Origin of the sequence: Proteus sp. G2300 (assembly GCF_009915965.1) — a bacterium.
Lineage (GTDB): Bacteria > Pseudomonadota > Gammaproteobacteria > Enterobacterales > Enterobacteriaceae > Proteus > Proteus vulgaris.
In genome coordinates this window covers 76577-94567 of sequence record NZ_JAABNK010000022.1, presented here as the reverse complement: position 1 = coordinate 94567, position 17991 = coordinate 76577, and the positions used below count along the sequence as shown (strand labels likewise).

Genomic DNA, 17991 nt, shown 5'->3' with positions numbered 1-17991 from the left:
ATCTGCTTCAAGCTTATTGGTCAAAAAACATGATTAATAAAAATACAGTTTATTCTTTCTTTTATGGTGCCATCACAATATCAATGGCTTTGCCATTTTTGGCATACAGCACAAACCGATTTAATCCTGCATTTTTGGCTGACTCTCCTGATTCAGTGGCTGATTTAAGCTATTTTGAAGCTGGAAATAGTATCAAACCCGGAGATTATCCACTTGATATTATTATTAATCATGAATATCTAAGAACAGAGAGTATTCATTTTATTAGTCAAGATAACAATGTAATTCCTTGTTTAAATAAATCTTTTTATCAATCATTAGGGATTAATACTAAAATATTTTCTGATATTGAAAATGCCTCAGATAATAAATGCATTAATATTGAAGACATTATTCCTAACTCTGTTGTTAATTATGATCTTGAGAAACAAGCATTAAAAATTCAAATACCTCAAGCCGCTTTAGATCTTAAAGCACGTGGCTATATACCACCCGAGAAATGGGATAACGGTATTACAGCGGGAATATTAAATTATACATTTAGCGGTGCCAACAGTTGGGGAAATTCTCATAATAATAGTTACTATCTAAATCTACGTAGCGGGATCAATATTGGTGCTTGGCGATTAAGAGATTATTCCACTTGGAATTCATCAAATGGAAAAAACCAATGGAACCATATCAGTACCTATCTTCAACGCAATATTGTGTCATTAAAAAGCCAATTACAAATTGGCGACAGTTATACGTCATCAACACTTTTTGACAGTATTAATTTCAGAGGTATTTCCTTAGAAAGCGATGACACGATGTTGCCTGATAGCCAAAGAGGCTTTGCCCCTATTGTTAGAGGAATAGCGAATAGTAATGCCAAAGTCGTTATAAAACAAAATGGCTATATTATTTATCAAACCTTTGTCGCTCCCGGAGCATTTGAAATTAAAGATCTCTATCCAACATCAAATAGTGGAGATCTTTATGTCTCTATTGAAGAAAACGACGGCAGTACGCACGATTATATTGTGCCGTATTCTGCTGTACCCGTTTTGCAACGAGAAGGCCAAAAACAATTTGTTATTCAAGCGGGTGAAATTCGCCAAAATAACCAAAATAAAAAACCACGTTTTTTACAAAGTCATCTGATTTATGGATTACCTTATGACACTACAGCATATGGCGGGGCTTTAGTTACAGCAGATTATCAATCTTATGCACTTGGAGCCGGTAAAAATATGGGCACCTTAGGTGCATTGTCTACGGACATCACTTTTGCTCATAGCAAGTTGCCTGATGACTCAACATCTGAAGGCTACTCTTTACGTTTTCTCTACGCAAAATCACTCAACCAATTTGGTACTAATTTTCAGTTATTAGGTTATCGCTATTCCACGTCTGGATTTTACACACTAGAAGAGACCCTGAACACACGTATGTCTGGTTATCTCTATGAAAATAATCAACAAACACCTTCACGTTATTTTGATTTGCGTAATCATAAAAAAGGCAGCCTACAAATCAATTTATCACAACAACTAGCTGATTATGGCTCTGTTTTTATGACAACACATTGGCAAAACTATTGGGGAACAAATGAGAAAAACGTCTTAATCCAAACGGGTTATAACGGTAATATAAAAGGGCTCTCTTATAACATTATTTATAGTTATAACCGAATGATGAACAGCGGAGAACGAGACCAAACACTCTCTGTTGGGGTTTCTATTCCGTTGCAACTTCTTATGCCTTCCAGTTATCAACCAATAAATAGTGCTTATCTCACTTATAACTACAGTCATAATAATAACGGTTATTCTGCACATAACGCGGGCGTTGCAGGCACACTACTTGATGACAATACATTAAATTACAGTGTCCAACAGGGATATAGCAATCAAGGCGGCAGTTATACAGGAAGCGCTTCTCTTGGATATCAAAGCCGATATGGCAATTTGAATGCGGGTTATAACTACCATCAAGATGCTCAACAACTCAATTATAGCCTCGCTGGCGGTATGTTATTACATAGTGAAGGAGTCACATTAAGTCAGCCATTAAGCGCCAATACCATTTTAGTTGATGCGGGTAAAACACCGGATGTACCTATTGATAATGCAACCGGTATTTATACTGATTGGCGAGGATTTGCTGTTATTCCTTATGCCACAGCGTATCGCCAAAATAAAGTTGCCCTAGATACCACGACACTCCCAGATAATGTCGAAATTGAACAAAATATTCAGCAAGTTATCCCGACACAAGGTGCTGTTATTAAAGTTAATTTTGATGCAAAAACAGGCTATCGCTTATTACTGACACTAAGACAACAAGGACGCCCTCTGCCTTTCGGTGCAATTGCAACAGATAAACAAAATCATCTCTCTGGCATTGTGGGGGATGACGGATTGCTCTATCTCTCTGGCGTCCCTAGCTCTGGCGTATTAGATATTCGCTGGGGAAATGAATCAACCCAATATTGCCAAGTTCATTATCAATTACCTCAAAAGCAACATAACGAGCCCTTTGTAAAAATGACACAGGAGTGCCAATAATGCGCAAATTAATACTTATTTTGGCTTTATTGCTACTTTCCATAAGCAAAGGCAATACTTATGACACTTTGATTCAAATTAATGCCAGAGTGACAGGCAATACTTGCACTGTAGAAACCAATTCAAAAACAATTACAGTGAAATTAGGTAATATTGCCACTAAAGATTTCACGTCAACGACCATTGCTCAACAACGTACGCCTATTATCCCTTTTAGTATTAAGTTGGTAGATTGCCAACCCGAAGCCAGTGGCGTGAAAGTCAATTTTAAAGGAACACCATCTACGGCGGATAATACATTACTCGCCATTAATCAAGATGGGGCTCAAGGTGTCGCAATTGCACTTATGGATGAGTCAGGCACACCTATTGCAATCAATGAACAAAGCCAATCTTACCTGTTATTGCCAAATCAAGATAACACTCTGCAATTTTACGCTCGTTATGTCGCAACACACCTGCCAGTCACCTCTGGGCAAGCCAATGCGACTACAACTTTTTTACTGGAGTACCAATAATGAAATATTCCCTTTATTCCCTAACATTACTGGTCTCTTTATCGTTGCTCCCTCAAAAAAGGGTATGGGCAGTAGCAGATCCTCTTATCGTATCTCCTGTACCAATGAATTTTGATGGTGCTGCAGATGGTACACCAGCAGGGACCCCCATCACGTCAACATGGATTGGAGAGACATCTGTTCATAACGGCTTTAAATGTGAAAATAAATTTCTACAAAAATGCTGGGTTGAAACGCTCTATGCTAATGCACTGGGTTCAAAAATAAGTGGGATCTATTATTACGAAGGGAGTAATCGATATCCGGTTTATTCGCTAGCTGGCGTAAAAGGCATTGGTTACGCCTTTGGTTTAAAAGATAACAATGACAATGTTTCTTATGTCCCTATTGATGTCGGCACGGGCTCTAGTGCAACTATTATTTATCCAGCCGTAGGCTCTACCGTAAATAAAGGTGTAGACCGAGTTTCATTAAAAGCAAAAGTAGTATTCCTTGTTACTGATGAGCACTTAGAAACGGGTGTTTATACTATTCCTTACACCGTGATTGCGAATACTTGGTCTGAATATGGTGGAGGACATAAAGGAAATAACACATCACTTGTCGCAATAAATCCGGTGACAATCACCATTAAAGCCAGAGGTTGCACAGTAAATACCAAAAATCTGACTTATGAATTAGGTGATATTTCAATGCGAGATATGAGCACTATCGGCTCAACATCAAAAACGCAAACAAAGCCTATTTCAGTGAATTGCGACACCAATGTGCATTTATATGCCAGCATGACTGACCAATCTACTTATTCTAATAATACAGATATTCTTACATTAACATCAGACTCAGATGCATCTGGTATTGGTATTCAATTTTTCTTTAATGATAACCCAACACCTGTGACTTATGGGCCAGACATTAGTGCTACGGGGCAACCCAATCAACGTTTACTTCATATAACAACATCTAATAACGAAAACTACACATTAAACCTGTCAACCCGATATATCACGACTGGAACACTAAAACCTGGTAAAGCAAACGGGTTAGCCAGTCTGACTTTTTCTTATCAATAATGATTTGAATTTTTAAGGCTGATAAATGATAGATAACAGCAAAACCATTAATTTTCGTATAGGCCAGCGAATACGCCATTTACGAAAAAAGTTAAAATGTTCGGGAACTGTATTTGCTAAAAGATTAGAGATAAGCCAGCAACAGCTTTCTCGTTATGAACGCGGAACAAATAGGATCAGTATCGAGTTAATTTATCGTATCTCTGAAAAATTTGATGTTCATATTAGTTATTTTTTACAAAGTAATTATATATCTAGCATTGAACAACACCGAAAAACTCAAGAAAAAAATAATCAATTAATTGCCGAAAGCTGTATTAAAAATGACTTTAATTGAACATAGTTTATTTTTCTCATTACAAACTCTCTTTTACTTCTCTTTTATTTTTCGCTAAATAAAATGACTTTTCTTCTGTTATAAAAAAGCCACCTTTAAGGTGGCTTCAGCATAAGAATCAAATTCAATTAACGTCCAGCTTTCAGTTTTTGGTAATAGCTTTCATATAATACAGTTGCATCACCAACATCATTTTGCCATTCACCTTTATTGATAATCTCTTCACTTGGATAAAGTGAACTATCTTTTGTAATGGTATTAGGTAGTAATTTTTGTGCTGCTAAGTTTGGTGTTGGATAACCAATGTTTTCAGCTACTTTTGCTGCGATTTCTGGACGTAATAAGAAATCGATAAGTTTATGAGCACCGTCGACATTCTTAGCATTAGCAGGAATAGCTAAACTATCCATCCAGAAAATTCCACCTTCTTCTGGCCACACCATTTCAATTGGCGCACCCGCATCGCGAGCAATAAATGCAGAACCATTCCAAATCATCCCTAAATTAACTTCCCCTTGCATATAAGGGTTAGCGGGATTATCTGAGTTAAAAGCTAATACATTCGGCATGAGTTTTTGTAGCTCTTTATAGGCCTCTTCGATCTCTTTAGGATCAGTCGTATTACCTGAATAACCTAATTTTAATAATGCTATTTGGAAAACTTCACGAGCATCATCGGTTAATAATAAGCTATCTTTATATTCAGGCTTCCATAAATCTGCCCATGAAGTAATGCTACTCACATCAACTTCATCGCTATTAATACCAATAGCGGTCGCCCCCCAAATATAAGGAATAGAGTAATCATTTTCTGGGTCGAAGGGTTTATGTAATAAACTAGGATCGAGATTATCAAAATGCGTTAATTTCGATTTATCGATTTTTTGTAACATTCCTTCATGACTCATTTTAGAAATAAAATAAGTGGAAGGAACCACCAAATCATAAGCCCCTTCTTTATAGGTCTTTAACTTGGTATACATACTTTCATTGGACTCATAGGTGGAATAGATCACCTTAATCCCAGTTTCTTTCGTAAACTGTTCAAGCAAACCAGGCGGCACATACTCCGTCCAGTTGTAGAAATATAATGTCTTACTATCATCAGCCGATGCTGTGCCGATACTTAATGCCATTACGCTAGCAGCAAGTACAGAGGACCACTTTTTCATTTATGTTTCCTTCAGTGGTTGATGCGTTAATATCAAATAGGCAGCAAGCCTACCTCCAACAGATTGGTCATAAAGACCCCAATAAGTGCAAAAAACTTGCACTAATACATGTCATTACGCTTTGCCAGTTCGGTCTCTTAAGATCAACTGGCTAATTAACACTAATACTAAGGATAGACCTAAAAGGATGGTTGCAAGCGCATTCACCTCTGGTGAAACCCCTACTTTTACCATTGAGTATATTTTCAATGGTAAAATTTCATAGCTTGGGCCTGTCACAAAAGAGGATACCACCACGTCATCCATGGATAACGTAAAGCTTAATAACCAACCTGAAGCCACTGCTGGCATCGCAAGTGGCATAATGATTTTACGTAGAATAGTAAATTCACCTGCCCCCAAATCTTTAGCAGCTTCCAACATTTTTACATCAAATCCACTTAATCGTGAGTAAACCGTCACCACAACAAAAGGTAGACAAAATGTAATATGTGAAAATAAAAGCGACCAAAATCCCAATGAAACTCCAAGGATCATAAACAACACAAGTAATGAAATCGCCATCACAATATCAGGCGACATCATTACGACAAACAGCATACCACCGACAAATTTTTTGCCACGAAAGCGGTAGCGATAAAGCGCAACTGCCGCTAATGAGCCAATGAGTGTAGCAAATGTCGCGGAAGTAACTGCCATCGTTAATGAATGCCCTGCTGCTTGAAGTAGGCTGTCATTATTAAATAAAATGGCATACCAATCTGTGGTAAACCCTTTCCAATTAATCCCGAAACGTGATGAGTTAAAAGAGTTAACTATCAGAATAATAATCGGGATATAAAGATACGCGTAAATAATGGACATAAATCCACCACGCAATAACCGTCCTATCATTCTATTTCTACCTTCTTATGCAGTAGCTTCACGGCTCGGTAATACACAAACAGCATTAATCCCATCACCAATGTTAAGCAAATACTAGTTGCTGCGCCGAAAGGCCAGTCACGAATATTTAAGAATTGGCTTTTAATTACGTTACCAATTAATAAGTTTTTCGCGCCCCCCATTAAATCGGCAACAAAGAATAAGCCCATTGCAGGTAACATCACAAGTAAACAACCCGCAATGATGCCTGGCATCGTTAATGGAATAATGATGCGAATAAAGGTTTGCAGTTTATTAGCACCTAAATCACGCGCAGCTTCTAAACAAGGTTTATCTAACTTTTCAATGCTGGAATAGAGTGGCAACACCATAAAAGGTAATAAGATATAAACCAGCCCCAGCACAACCGCTTCTGGGGTATAGATAATTCTTAGTGGTTTATCAATGAGTCCAACCCACAACAGGAATTCATTAAAATAACCTTTGGTACTTAGGAATATCTTTAATCCATAAATACGAATAAGCGAATTTGTCCAAAAGGGTACAATCAATAGAAACAACATTAATGGCTGTATTTTCTTAGGCATTTTTGCAAGGAAATAAGCAAAGGGATAACCTAATAATAAACAAGCTAATGTTGCCACTACCGCCATATTAATAGAATGTAGCAAGACTTCTGCATACATGGGATCAAATAAGCGATAGTAGTTATCGAGTGTAAAGACCATCTCGATAAGATTGGCATCATCTCGCGTCAAGAAACTGGTCGCAATGATCATGATATTCGGCAAGAAGACGAACACCATCAACCAACCCACCACACCGGTAATGACGATGTTTTGAAATAGTTTACGTGTTTTCTTCATCTGCCAGTACGACCTCCCAGCTTTCAACCCAAGTCACCGCAATTTTTTGGTCTAACGAGTGATCAACATCTGGATCATCTTCATTAAAGAACTCACTAACCATCACCATCTTGCCATTTTCCATTTCAACAACAGAATCTAGCGTCATGCCTTTATAATTACGCTCACGAACATAACCAATTAATCCCGGCAGATTTTCAAGATCGTGAATTTCTTCAACACGAAGATCTTCAGGTCGAAGCAATACTTTGAGTGACTGGTTTTCTGTCACCGGTAATGTAGTATAAATATCACATTCATGTCCTTCTACATCAGCACGAATACGCGCATCATCAATACGATGCAGAACACGGGCATCAAAGATATTAATTTCACCTATAAATTGCGCAACAAATAGATTTGTTGGCTCTTCATAAATTTCACGCGGTGTCCCATCTTGCTCAATACGCCCTTCTCTCATCACCACGATCCGATCTGACATCGTCAGTGCCTCTTCTTGATCATGAGTCACGAAAATAAAGGTTATTCCTAATTTACGTTGTAAGGCTTTTAATTCATTTTGCATCTGTTTACGTAATTTGTAATCCAGTGCAGATAATGATTCATCAAGCAACAACACTTTAGGTTTATTGACAACAGCACGTGCAATAGCGACACGTTGTTGTTGTCCGCCAGACAGGTGTGCAGGTCGACGTTGTGCGAAATTTTCAAGTTGCACCATACGTAACGCTTCTTCTACGCGAACATTAATCTCTTCAGCAGGCGTTTTTTGCATACGAAGACCAAATGCGACGTTTTCAAAAACAGTCATATGAGGGAACAGTGCGTAACTTTGAAAAACCGTATTTACAAAACGTTGTTCCGCGGGAATATCCGTAATATCCTGCCCATCTAGGATAATTTGCCCATCGTCAACGTCTTCTAAACCCGCTATTAAACGCAAAACCGTCGTCTTACCACAGCCCGAAGGACCGAGGATGGTTAAAAACTCGCCATGGTTGATAGTGAGATCGAGGCGGGAAATAATTTGTTTTCCGTCGAAACCTTTACTTAAGGATTTTAATTCGACAACTGGTATCAGAGATGTTTTCTCAGTCATTTAAGGTAATACTCTATCCCGAAGAATAATGCAGATAGAACCGCCACTGGAAAAGACTGTGTGAGCTGCCGGAGCATTATGCTCCACAGAAGCCCAAAACCAGCGACGCCGTATGTATAGTACAAGCGGAAAATGATAAACGTAGTGGCGTGAAATTGAAAGTAAAAAGGCGCATAAACAATGAAAAACTATTCATATTTAAGTTTTTCATCATAAATCTGGCTCTTTACGATTTATGGAAAAAATACAATAAAATCAAAGTACTATTAATTCATATAAATCATAAAAATCAACTAAGTTTATGATTAAATAATTTTCCTATTATAAGTTGTCTTATTGTCTTATTTTTCTATAAAAACTTATTATTACATTTATTAACAACATAATTTTATAGCAATCATTGAGTTCATAAAATTTATTAAATTACCCTTTTTTAGATTATAATCTTATCACAATAAGAAAAACTTTATATATCATGTACATATATATTTAAAATTAAGAACACCTCCTAATATTAAGAGGTGTTAAAGAGAAAATGATTCTATTTAATGATATTTTATTCGCTTTTTTAAATACAGAATCGCATTATTAACATTAGGTAAAGGGCCTATTTTGTCATTTAACTGTGGAAAAGTCCCCGTTCTAATTAATAAATCACGCATTTGTATTGGTGTTAATACACTGTTTGTATGATTTTTATACCAAGACTGGATCACCGCAGCGGCTCCCGCAACTAAAGCACTCGCTGACGATGTTCCACTAAAATTAGCCGTATAAGTATGATTGTCATCACTTCTAAAGAGATCACCATAACCTGCAGTTGCCACATCTTCTCCCCAAGCTTGTACATGAATAGGTGAGCCATGCGTTGAAAAAGGTAAGCGATTTAATGTATAAGGCGAGCCCGCACCAACACGTATCGAATTATTATCATTACGTTGACGATAACTTTCATAAGCAGGTAAATCGAGATCCACCCCCCCATTACCCGCCGCCATAATCACAATGATACCCGCATCTGTTAATGCACGAGTCGCTTCCCAAATATGCATTTCATAATCGGCAGGAACATAAGCTTGATGCTCACAGATTGTCTGCATTTCATATAAAACAATATCACCTGCATGTAATATACGTTTACTGGCAATAATTGCATCAATACGGCCACAGGTTAATTCAGAGATGGCGTAAAACATATCGAGTTTATACGCAAGTCCAGTGATCCCCTTACCATCTTTTTTTCCCATTATTAATCCAGCCACCGCAGTACCGTGATCAGCTTGACTCGTTTTTTCATTAAAAGGTAACAATGATGTAATGTTATCTGTTGATAAATCATGGTGAGAAAGGTTGAAGTCCCATTCAATATCAGCAACTTGAACTCCTTGCCCATAGGCTTCTTGTTTCCATGCTCCTAATACTCCCAACCCTATAATTTTATTAATATTGACTGTTTTTTCTGGCTCATATAAATATTGCTGATATTGAGTAAAATCAGGCGTAATATTGGGAGGTTCAATAGGTTGTATCGGTACCGTTTGCACATACTCAATATCAGGGTGTTGCTTTAATATTGTAATGAGATTATCTAATGAATAAATATTATTATCTGGTAAATTAAGATAATAATATTTATTTAATTCATGACAATTTATTGAAATAGAATTCATATTATTTTTAGGAGGTAATTGATAAGCAGAGGAAATAACAGGAACTAAAGATATATTAGATAAAAAAGAATTATGTTGACCATGATAAAAAGGCAGTGATAAATTTTTATGTTCAACTTCAAGATTATTTATTCTATTTAATTTTATAAGGATCTTTCTTTTAATGTTCATATTCAATGCTCCTTTTATTATTTTTTCGCTTTTATAACGTAAAATATTGAGCACTGACTATTTCTATTTTTAATAGAGATGATGAAAAAAATATATATTATAAAAATAATAATGAGCCTATCTCAGCTTAACAAACTCAATATTATTTTGATGATCTTTATTAGCTAAAATCCATATGTAGACGTAATTTACCACAACAACAACATTTAAATAAATAACCCTGGCATTCACCATCATTCCATAAGCGCTCTGATAAATCAGGAAGTTCAAAACCAATCTCTTTAATATCTTGTTCTAAAGAAGCAAATTGTTCTAATTTATCTTTGATATCGTCCCATTCTACATAATCAATAAAGGCACAAGGTTCATCGCAATGTATTAGCCAATGTTCTTGTTGCCAGCCATGATAACCAGGCGTCCGTTTTGTTAATTCATCGAGTTTGTTTTTATCTATAGGAGGTAAAGTAGAACCACAATACTCCCCATCTTCGTCATAGAGAACTTCTCTGCCTTCAATGCTTGCACTATCTTGAAATTCACCATCAAACTTTTCACTGGCTGAACCATCAGCAATACACCAAGGGCATAGTGCATCAATATCTTCGACTGAATAGAAAGGACTACCATAACAAATATCAGTTTCTTTTCCACAACAATCACATACAACAGTATCATTCATAATAAAAGCCCCTGTTTTTACAGGTTCAGGATGATATTTAAAATAAGGTAATGCTCTTTTTTCAGTTGACATATATTTTCCTATTTTATTTTCCTAATTACTCATCTTCTGTTTAGTAAAATAATCCTAACCGTAGATCCATCATGTGTAAGTGATTCTCTATGCTATAATGTGCGCTTATTTTATCTCCTCCATAAATGAGAGATAACCAACGCCTAAATAGATGAAAGAATTACAGCATGTCAGAAATTACAGAACTCAATAAACTAACAGAAAATCATTATGTTAATAACCATTCAAAAAATTATAATTTGAATCGTTTTTCTGTTGCGCCGATGTTGGATGGAACCGACCGAGTTATATAATCAATCAGTTATCAATTTCTGGTGTGCTATTGGTGTCCTGATTTTTGTAAAAATACACAAAAAAAAGCGGAAATAATAGCTAATCCTATTACCAGCGGGTATACTTTTAACCAAGAGTTATCACTTGGTAACTTATTTAGTGTGTCTTGGAGGTTTCTATGTTTTGCGAAGAAAAAGTAGCTCAAATGGCTGCATACCTACTGCATAAACGCGGTGGGCGCATGGCATACATAAAATTAATGAAACTTCTTTACCTTGCTGATAGAGAGTGCTTAATTAGATTTGGTGACTCTATGTCAGGAGACAGCTACGTTTCTATGAATCATGGGCCTGTTTTATCCAGAACTTATGATTTAGTTAAATCTGGTGGAGATTATGATGATTCTCCATGGGAATTATGGATCTCTGGTGAGGCTAACTATGAAGTTAGCATAAAAAAAGTATTGTCAGGTGTTATGGACGATGATTTTGATGAGCTAAGTAAAGCGGATATAAAAATACTTGATGAGACTTTTTCCAAGTATGGACACCTGAAAAGGTTTCGAATTTGCGATTTAACTCATGAAATATGTCCAGAGTGGAATGATCCTCATGGTTCATCTATCCCCATTAACCCAAGAGACATATTTCTAGCTGGCGGTAAGACTGAACAAGAAGCGGATGCGTGCTTGCGAAGTTTTAATGAAACTAAACAGCTCAAGGCATTTAGTTCTGAATTAGCATGATTGATTATCAACCATATAAAAGAGGTACGGTGTTAGCACCAACAGGCCCATGTGAGCATTTACACGTTGTTTGCAATGATCCTGTTTATTACCCCATTAATGGTTGTGATTGTGTTTTGGTTGTAAATATATCAAGTTGTAAAGAGGGTGTCCCATTCGATGCAACCTGCTTATTAAAACCAGGAGATCATGATTTTATTCGACATGATAGTTACGTGGTTTATAGAGAAGCTATCATTTGGCGAGTTCCAAATGTTATTTCAAGAGTTCAGACAGGCGAAATTATTCCGAGAAGCGATGTTAGCTTTGATGTATTTAAAAGGATAAACGCAGGTTTTGGTATTTCAGAACAAGTAATCCCAAAAAACTTTAAATTTTGGCGTACTTTTTGTTCTAATTATTAGAGAGTGCATTAAGCACTCTTTTTTTATTTATGTCTTCGTATGTAATAATTCTTTTTTAGACTTATCTCTTTTATATTTATATTAAGCGGACGAGTTAGTTAGCGAAAACAGTCCGCTCAACAATATCACAATTAGTCCTCTTCTTTTTGTCTGCGTTCCTCTTCCGCTTTCTGCGCTTCTTCCATCTCACGCATTCTCACGTTATAGATGGATTGCTCTGGCATCTGTACACGAACGGAAATAAAGCGACCGGCTGGAATATCAATCGGATCGCTATCATTGAAGCCGTCAATATCATTACGGGCGAACTTAGGTGCATTAGGATGAGTGCGATGATAGGTTTTAACGAGAATAGAACCGTCCTCATTTACTTCAGAGTTAACCCAAATAAGTGGCTGTTTATTAACATCGAGTGGAATTTCAATACCGCCATCAACGCCACCCCATCCGGCATCTGAGTTAAAACCTAATACGCCTTCGATGAGATATTCACCCTGCGCTACTCGAGTAACCGTAGCACCTTCGGATTCGTCGTTAGTGGTAAATGTACCATCAGGGTAGATATTGATAATTGGGGATGCTTTTTTGATAAAACCTTGAGGGTCTGTTGTAGTGTTTAAACTATTCCATAAATCCCTAACAATTAAAGCCCCTGCTGTAGTCCCTGATGTTATTGTAACTTTATTTGTGTTATGAGAAATACCTATATTAAATAAAGTGTCCGCTGTTTTAGCTAAAAAATTCGTAGCATATCTCGTAGAGAATTTACTATCTGTTTCATTAGGACGCCAAATTTGACAAATCGACTCTCTAATGAATTTTTCAACCTCAGCCTCTGTGGTTTGTTTCATTAACTGTGATGAACCACCACCACCGAATCCATAATCACCACTCCTCATCACTGGCTTACCATTTATTAAACATGATGATTCAGTTAAAACAATAGAACCGCCATAGCTGATATCCAGCGCATTAACATAGGTTCCACCGCCACTAGACCAACCTGCTATCTTAAACTTATCATTATCCCCTTCTGTACTCATTCCTGCTCGCCAACGGATAACCCCACTATCCGATAAAAATGCTAGCCATGCCGCCTGGTCTTTATTTCGCTTCAGCACAGCCTTATCAGCACCAGCGTTAGCTAGTGATAAATTAGCTGATGTTGTTAAATTGCCGGTAATCACACCGCCTATTTTATCCAACTTTCCACTAATATCCCCTTGCATCTTCTTAATGCTATCGAGCGTGACAACCTCTCCGTTCGGCATCTCAATTTTTGTCTGCCCCGTTTGAGTCATCCATGTATTCATTGCATCAAGAAAATACTCAACGTAACTATTAATAGCGACCATGGTTCTTGCTGCATCACTATTATTATCTGGCTCAGTAATATGAATTGAGAATGTGGTGTTAGTTGCTGTGGCTAATGCCGGTTGTGCTAATACTAATTCAGTGTCGGAATTAACAGATTTAATCATATACGGAATATTTGTTGTTCCCGATTTAATTAAAATCGTCATTCCGATATTAATAGCTGGATTATTATTTTTAAATTTAGTGCCAGTGCCTTTGACAATAGCAGACCCTGACACTGTATTAACAGTGCCTGTTGTGTATATCATTTTATTTATTCCATAGTTTAATTAATTAGAAATTCTTCGCTTGAATCAGGAAATGCAAAAACTCGTCCTCTTAAAATAAACTCCGTCCACTCCCCGCTATGCCCACCTCCAGCATAAGGTATTTTTATACCAACACTACTTATTCCCTTTCCAGCTGGTATTTTTACAACAAACTCATTACAAACATATTCATCTTTTCTATCATTCGATGGATTTCCCGACCAAACAGAAACTGTTTTTACATTAAAAACCCCATCAACATAAATCTCAGCAACACCTCTACCCTCTCCCATAAATGGTGCCATATATCCCATTAATGCTCTATTCGGCGTTTTTGTTCCAAACCAATCAGGAATATAATCTTCTTGATGTAATGAGCCGTTAATCCACAAGTAGCATGGAGTATCTCGCTGTTTAAATTTAAACAACTCCCTTATTCCATCACCTTTCCATCTATCATTTATATAAATCTCGTCAGAAATTGAAACAATATTTCCTATTAACTTTCCGACCTTAACCGTCCCATTGAAATTACCATCGGCACCGTCAATCATCCCTCTGAATATCGCACTATTAAATTCAGTATTACCAGTATTAGCATCAATAATAAATCCTGTTTTACCCGCCTCGTAATTATTGGATTTAATGGCTTCAGATAACACCATTTCACGAACATTCGCTTTATCTAAAAACGCTTCTTTAATAAAGAATTGTCCATTTTTGGCATACATGAATAATTCCATCTTGCCATTTGCGGGGTTGTACCAAGCAAAATTATTGGCGTTGTAGCCAATGAATGATTCAAGCTTGCCGTTCTTAACCTGAGCACTAATCACTTGCCCTGCTGCGTTATAACTAACGCCATCATGTTTGATAGTAATATTGATTGAGTGAGTGACAACACCGTCACCAGCCTGATTGAAGGTAGCTTGCATTTTCTCCTGTATCATTCCCTCCTGTTCATCAAACTTAGCTTGAACTTGTGTTTTGTTTTCAGCAAATGCCTTGTTTGTGTTAGAGATGGCTTGAGAATTTGAAGCAATATCGGCCTCAGCCTTATCAACCTTAGTACGTATTTCAGTAAAGCGCTGACCGATAGCCTCATCAAGCTTGGTAATTGACGTTTGTGTCTCTTTAATTGCAGACGTGTTATCACCAACAGCGGAGTAAATTTCTTTAACTTCCTGTGCCCAGGCTTCGTTATCCGTTGCACGAACTTGCCATAGCTCGCGAATACCAGCCTGTGATTGACCGTGTTTCACCAACAAACTGCGTGATAGTTGAGAGTCAGCGTTACTAAGAATAAGTGCCGTCTCAGCATTCCAATCCAAGCGTTCACTAAGTTGCTGACCGGCTTCTGATGACATGAAGTGTCCATCAAGCTCTGGCAATATTGTACCTACATCAAACTCCGATTCCCCACAAATAAACTCAGTCCACTCAGATTGATTGCCGGTTTTATCCACCAACCTTGCTCTAAAATAAAACGCTACACCAGCTGATAAACCTGCCATTTCATAGGTTTTAGATGGATAAGGTACGTCGGATAACAGCATCAGACCTTCACCATCATTCGTCTTGCTGTACTGGATTTCAGTTTTTAACGTATCACTGGTGTTTTCACCAAATCCCCAGTCTAGCTTAATGCCAAAGACTAATGGCGACGTTCTGAAGTTAATCGGTTTTGGTGGGTTACCTATTTTGCCTGTTAACGTTTTTTCGTCAGAATATCCCCATCCGCTTGAGATCTCAGAAGCATTAATGGCTCGAACACGAACTAAATATCGACCTGAATAAACATTAGGAACCTCAATAGAGTTAATGGAGCTTCGAGGCATATTGACCCAATTGCCTTCGTTTCTACGCCATTGCGCTTCATAAGAGATTGCATTTTCAACTTGTGGCCACTGTGCTCGCATCGTTTCAATGCTAACGCCTTGGCTTACAATGGAGTAAGAGTCGATGACAATATTTTTCGGGGCTTGCTGGTTATTAGGAGGAATAACGCTAATGGGCCTTTCATCAATCAATGCGCCAGAATCAACATGTTCATATTTATTGGGATCATGCTGAATGGCGGTAATAGTAAATTGATTAGATTCATTTTCTGTAACACTGACAACCCGATATTGTTGCGCATACAGCTCTTCTGACTCTACAACCCACACACATTCTGTCTCTGGTGTCTCACTGTACTCCGTTGTAACCGTGATCACCTTCCCTGATACTGTTTGTATCGTTCTTGCTTGCGATTGCCCTGAAGGAAGATTGAGAATTAAGCGGTCACCACTCACAGCACTTGAAACACGGTCTAACGTGATATTTCTGCCATCGATGGCACTCACTCGACCACCAGTGACTTTTCCTGACAACAGTTCATCAGCAACAGCGATAATGTAACCGGGTTGCGGAATGTTCCCATCTAACCCAACAGAGAATGTCACCATTCTGTCTTTATTGTTTGTCAGTATTCCCCAGCGCCCTTTTCTGTTGGCTTCACTTTGTCGGGTGCAACCAATTGCCGTAACCTCCAATTGATTAAAGCCAAACCGAGAAACTAAATCAGGTTCAAACACCGCCTCCATTGCATCAGCATATCCATTTTGCGGATCTGAATACGAAACCAATGCTGTGGAATACTTTTCTTTACTGCTACTACTTGAATAAATAAATTTGCCATCAATCACATTAGCTCGGGTATAGCTATAATCAATATCACGAGGCATATCCGCTAATGTCACAATCTGACCGCCACCCCAATAGGTCATTCCTCGAAAGATAGCCGCAAAGTCACGTAACACGTTATACGCTTCATTTCTATCTTGCACATAAACATCACAGACATAACGAGGTTCGGTGCCATCACCACCTTTCCCATCGGGTACCAATTGATCGCAATACTGCGCTATACGGTATAACTCCCATTTATCAATCTGTTGTTGATTTACTCGTTGTCCAAGACCAAATCTGTCGGAGATAACAATATCGTAGAAAACCCATGCGGGATTATTGGTCCATGCCCATTTAAAGGAACCATCCCACACACCCGCATAGGTGCGATCAATAGGATTGTAATTTGAGGGTACTCGGATTATGCGCCCTTTCGGTTTGCACGTTATTTGCGGAATAGAGCCGTTGAATTGTTTAGAGTCGAATTCAATATAAAGTAACGCTGTATGAGGATAGGTAAATTTAGCATCAATGACTTCAGTGTAACTTTGCAAAACAACCGTATCACCGATTTTACTGCTATTAGCATCATTAGAGACTTTTCTAACACGTAGTGACCATGATGTTTTCGACTCAGGTAAATCAATTCGATGCGCGCGCTCATAACCCGAAGTCGTTTTTCCTTTCACGGCACTATCAATAACGGTTTTCCAGCTACCACCATCAGTTTGTAAATCAATGGCGTATTTAACTTCATTACCCACCAAATCCCCATTATCTTCTTGCTTGAATAATGAAGGCCACTTTAGACGAATCCGAATAGCCGATAATTGTGAATTAGTAAATGTATGAACCCACGGTGTTTTACTCGAAATCGTTGAGCCAACATTGATTTCATTTTCAGCGCTAGGTAATCCTTGAATGTAAGTCTGTGCTTGTGTTCCTGATCTAAAATCCCACGTTACACCACTAAAATTTGCATTTCCTTCAGTGTCTTCTAACGGTGTGCCATCAAGAAAGATATTTTGTGCCGTTAACTCTCCGGCAAATTCTCCCTCCCCCAAGGCAATGAGTAACTTTGCTTTAGCAATAGATTGTAAATCATCAGGTTGCTCAACAGGCACGCGAGGACTACCACCGCCCCCTTTTTGACCGTGAATTGTTTTTCTCATTAGATTATTCC

At 37.8% G+C, this 17991-nt stretch carries 14 protein-coding genes; 6 read left to right on the top strand and 8 right to left on the bottom strand.

Features of this window, described 5'->3' with window-relative positions; translation table 11 throughout:
- Nucleotides 1-29 precede the first annotated feature (29 nt).
- The 4 genes from GWI97_RS10890 to GWI97_RS10875 are packed head-to-tail and all read left to right on the top strand — an operon-like array spanning nucleotide 30 to nucleotide 4477.
- A complete protein-coding gene (locus GWI97_RS10890; RefSeq protein WP_052038438.1) occupies nucleotides 30-2549 on the top strand; it encodes a fimbrial biogenesis usher protein in 2520 nt (839 codons plus the stop codon).
- The gene (locus GWI97_RS10885) at nucleotides 2549-3067 is read left to right on the top strand and encodes a fimbrial protein (RefSeq protein ID WP_036934537.1); all 519 of its coding nucleotides are present in this window, start codon (nucleotides 2549-2551) and stop codon (nucleotides 3065-3067) included. The genes GWI97_RS10890 and GWI97_RS10885 overlap by 1 nt, the downstream gene beginning before the upstream one ends.
- Nucleotides 3067-4140, top strand: a complete 1074-nt coding sequence (locus GWI97_RS10880; RefSeq protein ID WP_161751977.1) for a fimbrial protein — start codon at nucleotides 3067-3069, stop codon at nucleotides 4138-4140. The genes GWI97_RS10885 and GWI97_RS10880 overlap by 1 nt, the downstream gene beginning before the upstream one ends.
- 25 nt (nucleotides 4141-4165) lie before the next feature.
- On the top strand, nucleotides 4166-4477 hold the full coding sequence (locus tag GWI97_RS10875) for a helix-turn-helix domain-containing protein (RefSeq protein WP_087803329.1): 312 nt from the start codon (nucleotides 4166-4168) through the stop codon (nucleotides 4475-4477).
- Between the two features lie 128 nt (nucleotides 4478-4605).
- Here GWI97_RS10875 and potD read toward each other — a convergent pair whose 3' ends face one another.
- From potD to cbrC, 6 genes are all read right to left on the bottom strand, one after another.
- Entirely contained in the window at nucleotides 4606-5649 is a 1044-nt protein-coding gene (potD, locus tag GWI97_RS10870; RefSeq protein WP_036934542.1) for a spermidine/putrescine ABC transporter substrate-binding protein PotD, read from the bottom strand.
- Nucleotides 5650-5763: 114 nt separating this feature from the next.
- Nucleotides 5764-6543: a spermidine/putrescine ABC transporter permease PotC gene (gene potC / locus GWI97_RS10865; protein WP_036934543.1), complete on the bottom strand. Its 780-nt coding sequence runs from the start codon at nucleotides 6541-6543 to the stop codon at nucleotides 5764-5766.
- Entirely contained in the window at nucleotides 6540-7400 is an 861-nt protein-coding gene (gene potB, locus GWI97_RS10860; RefSeq protein WP_087803327.1) for a spermidine/putrescine ABC transporter permease PotB, read from the bottom strand. Before potB ends, potC begins: the two co-directional genes overlap by 4 nt.
- Nucleotides 7384-8499 (bottom strand): spermidine/putrescine ABC transporter ATP-binding protein PotA, encoded by a 1116-nt coding sequence (gene potA, locus GWI97_RS10855; protein WP_036934548.1) that lies wholly within the window; start codon nucleotides 8497-8499, stop codon nucleotides 7384-7386. The genes potB and potA overlap by 17 nt, the downstream gene beginning before the upstream one ends.
- Nucleotides 8500-9044: 545 nt before the next feature.
- Nucleotides 9045-10340, bottom strand: coding sequence for a S8 family peptidase (locus tag GWI97_RS10850; RefSeq protein ID WP_082239440.1), 1296 nt, complete (start codon nucleotides 10338-10340; stop codon nucleotides 9045-9047).
- A gap of 160 nt (nucleotides 10341-10500) precedes the next feature.
- The gene (gene cbrC / locus GWI97_RS10845; RefSeq protein WP_161751976.1) at nucleotides 10501-11091 is read right to left on the bottom strand and encodes a PF03691 family colicin E2 tolerance protein CbrC; all 591 of its coding nucleotides are present in this window, start codon (nucleotides 11089-11091) and stop codon (nucleotides 10501-10503) included.
- 451 nt (nucleotides 11092-11542) lie between these two features.
- Between cbrC and GWI97_RS10840 the strand changes: the two genes are divergently transcribed.
- Nucleotides 11543-12109, top strand: coding sequence for a Panacea domain-containing protein (locus tag GWI97_RS10840; protein ID WP_072063025.1), 567 nt, complete (start codon nucleotides 11543-11545; stop codon nucleotides 12107-12109).
- Nucleotides 12106-12513 (top strand): hypothetical protein, encoded by a 408-nt coding sequence (locus tag GWI97_RS10835; RefSeq protein WP_072063026.1) that lies wholly within the window; start codon nucleotides 12106-12108, stop codon nucleotides 12511-12513. Before GWI97_RS10840 ends, GWI97_RS10835 begins: the two co-directional genes overlap by 4 nt.
- 131 nt (nucleotides 12514-12644) lie before the next feature.
- Here GWI97_RS10835 and GWI97_RS18390 read toward each other — a convergent pair whose 3' ends face one another.
- The gene (locus tag GWI97_RS18390; protein WP_237585388.1) at nucleotides 12645-14138 is read right to left on the bottom strand and encodes a phage tail fiber protein; all 1494 of its coding nucleotides are present in this window, start codon (nucleotides 14136-14138) and stop codon (nucleotides 12645-12647) included.
- 17 nt (nucleotides 14139-14155) lie between these two features.
- Nucleotides 14156-17980 (bottom strand): TipJ family phage tail tip protein, encoded by a 3825-nt coding sequence (gene gpJ, locus GWI97_RS10825; RefSeq protein WP_161751975.1) that lies wholly within the window; start codon nucleotides 17978-17980, stop codon nucleotides 14156-14158.
- Between the last annotated feature and the right edge of the window lie 11 nt (nucleotides 17981-17991).

Coding starts and splice junctions, on each gene's coding strand:
- GWI97_RS10875 (WP_087803329.1), top strand. CDS start 4,166: ATGATAGATAACAGCAAAACCATTAATTTTCGTATAGGCCAGCGAATA.
- GWI97_RS10885 (WP_036934537.1), top strand. CDS start 2,549: ATGCGCAAATTAATACTTATTTTGGCTTTATTGCTACTTTCCATAAGC.
- GWI97_RS18390 (WP_237585388.1), bottom strand. CDS start 14,138: ATGATATACACAACAGGCACTGTTAATACAGTGTCAGGGTCTGCTATT.
- potD (WP_036934542.1), bottom strand. CDS start 5,649: ATGAAAAAGTGGTCCTCTGTACTTGCTGCTAGCGTAATGGCATTAAGT.
- GWI97_RS10880 (WP_161751977.1), top strand. CDS start 3,067: ATGAAATATTCCCTTTATTCCCTAACATTACTGGTCTCTTTATCGTTG.
- potC (WP_036934543.1), bottom strand. CDS start 6,543: ATGATAGGACGGTTATTGCGTGGTGGATTTATGTCCATTATTTACGCG.
- GWI97_RS10840 (WP_072063025.1), top strand. CDS start 11,543: ATGTTTTGCGAAGAAAAAGTAGCTCAAATGGCTGCATACCTACTGCAT.
- GWI97_RS10835 (WP_072063026.1), top strand. CDS start 12,106: ATGATTGATTATCAACCATATAAAAGAGGTACGGTGTTAGCACCAACA.
- gpJ (WP_161751975.1), bottom strand. CDS start 17,980: ATGAGAAAAACAATTCACGGTCAAAAAGGGGGCGGTGGTAGTCCTCGC.
- cbrC (WP_161751976.1), bottom strand. CDS start 11,091: ATGTCAACTGAAAAAAGAGCATTACCTTATTTTAAATATCATCCTGAA.
- potB (WP_087803327.1), bottom strand. CDS start 7,400: ATGAAGAAAACACGTAAACTATTTCAAAACATCGTCATTACCGGTGTG.
- potA (WP_036934548.1), bottom strand. CDS start 8,499: ATGACTGAGAAAACATCTCTGATACCAGTTGTCGAATTAAAATCCTTA.
- GWI97_RS10890 (WP_052038438.1), top strand. CDS start 30: ATGATTAATAAAAATACAGTTTATTCTTTCTTTTATGGTGCCATCACA.
- GWI97_RS10850 (WP_082239440.1), bottom strand. CDS start 10,340: ATGAACATTAAAAGAAAGATCCTTATAAAATTAAATAGAATAAATAAT.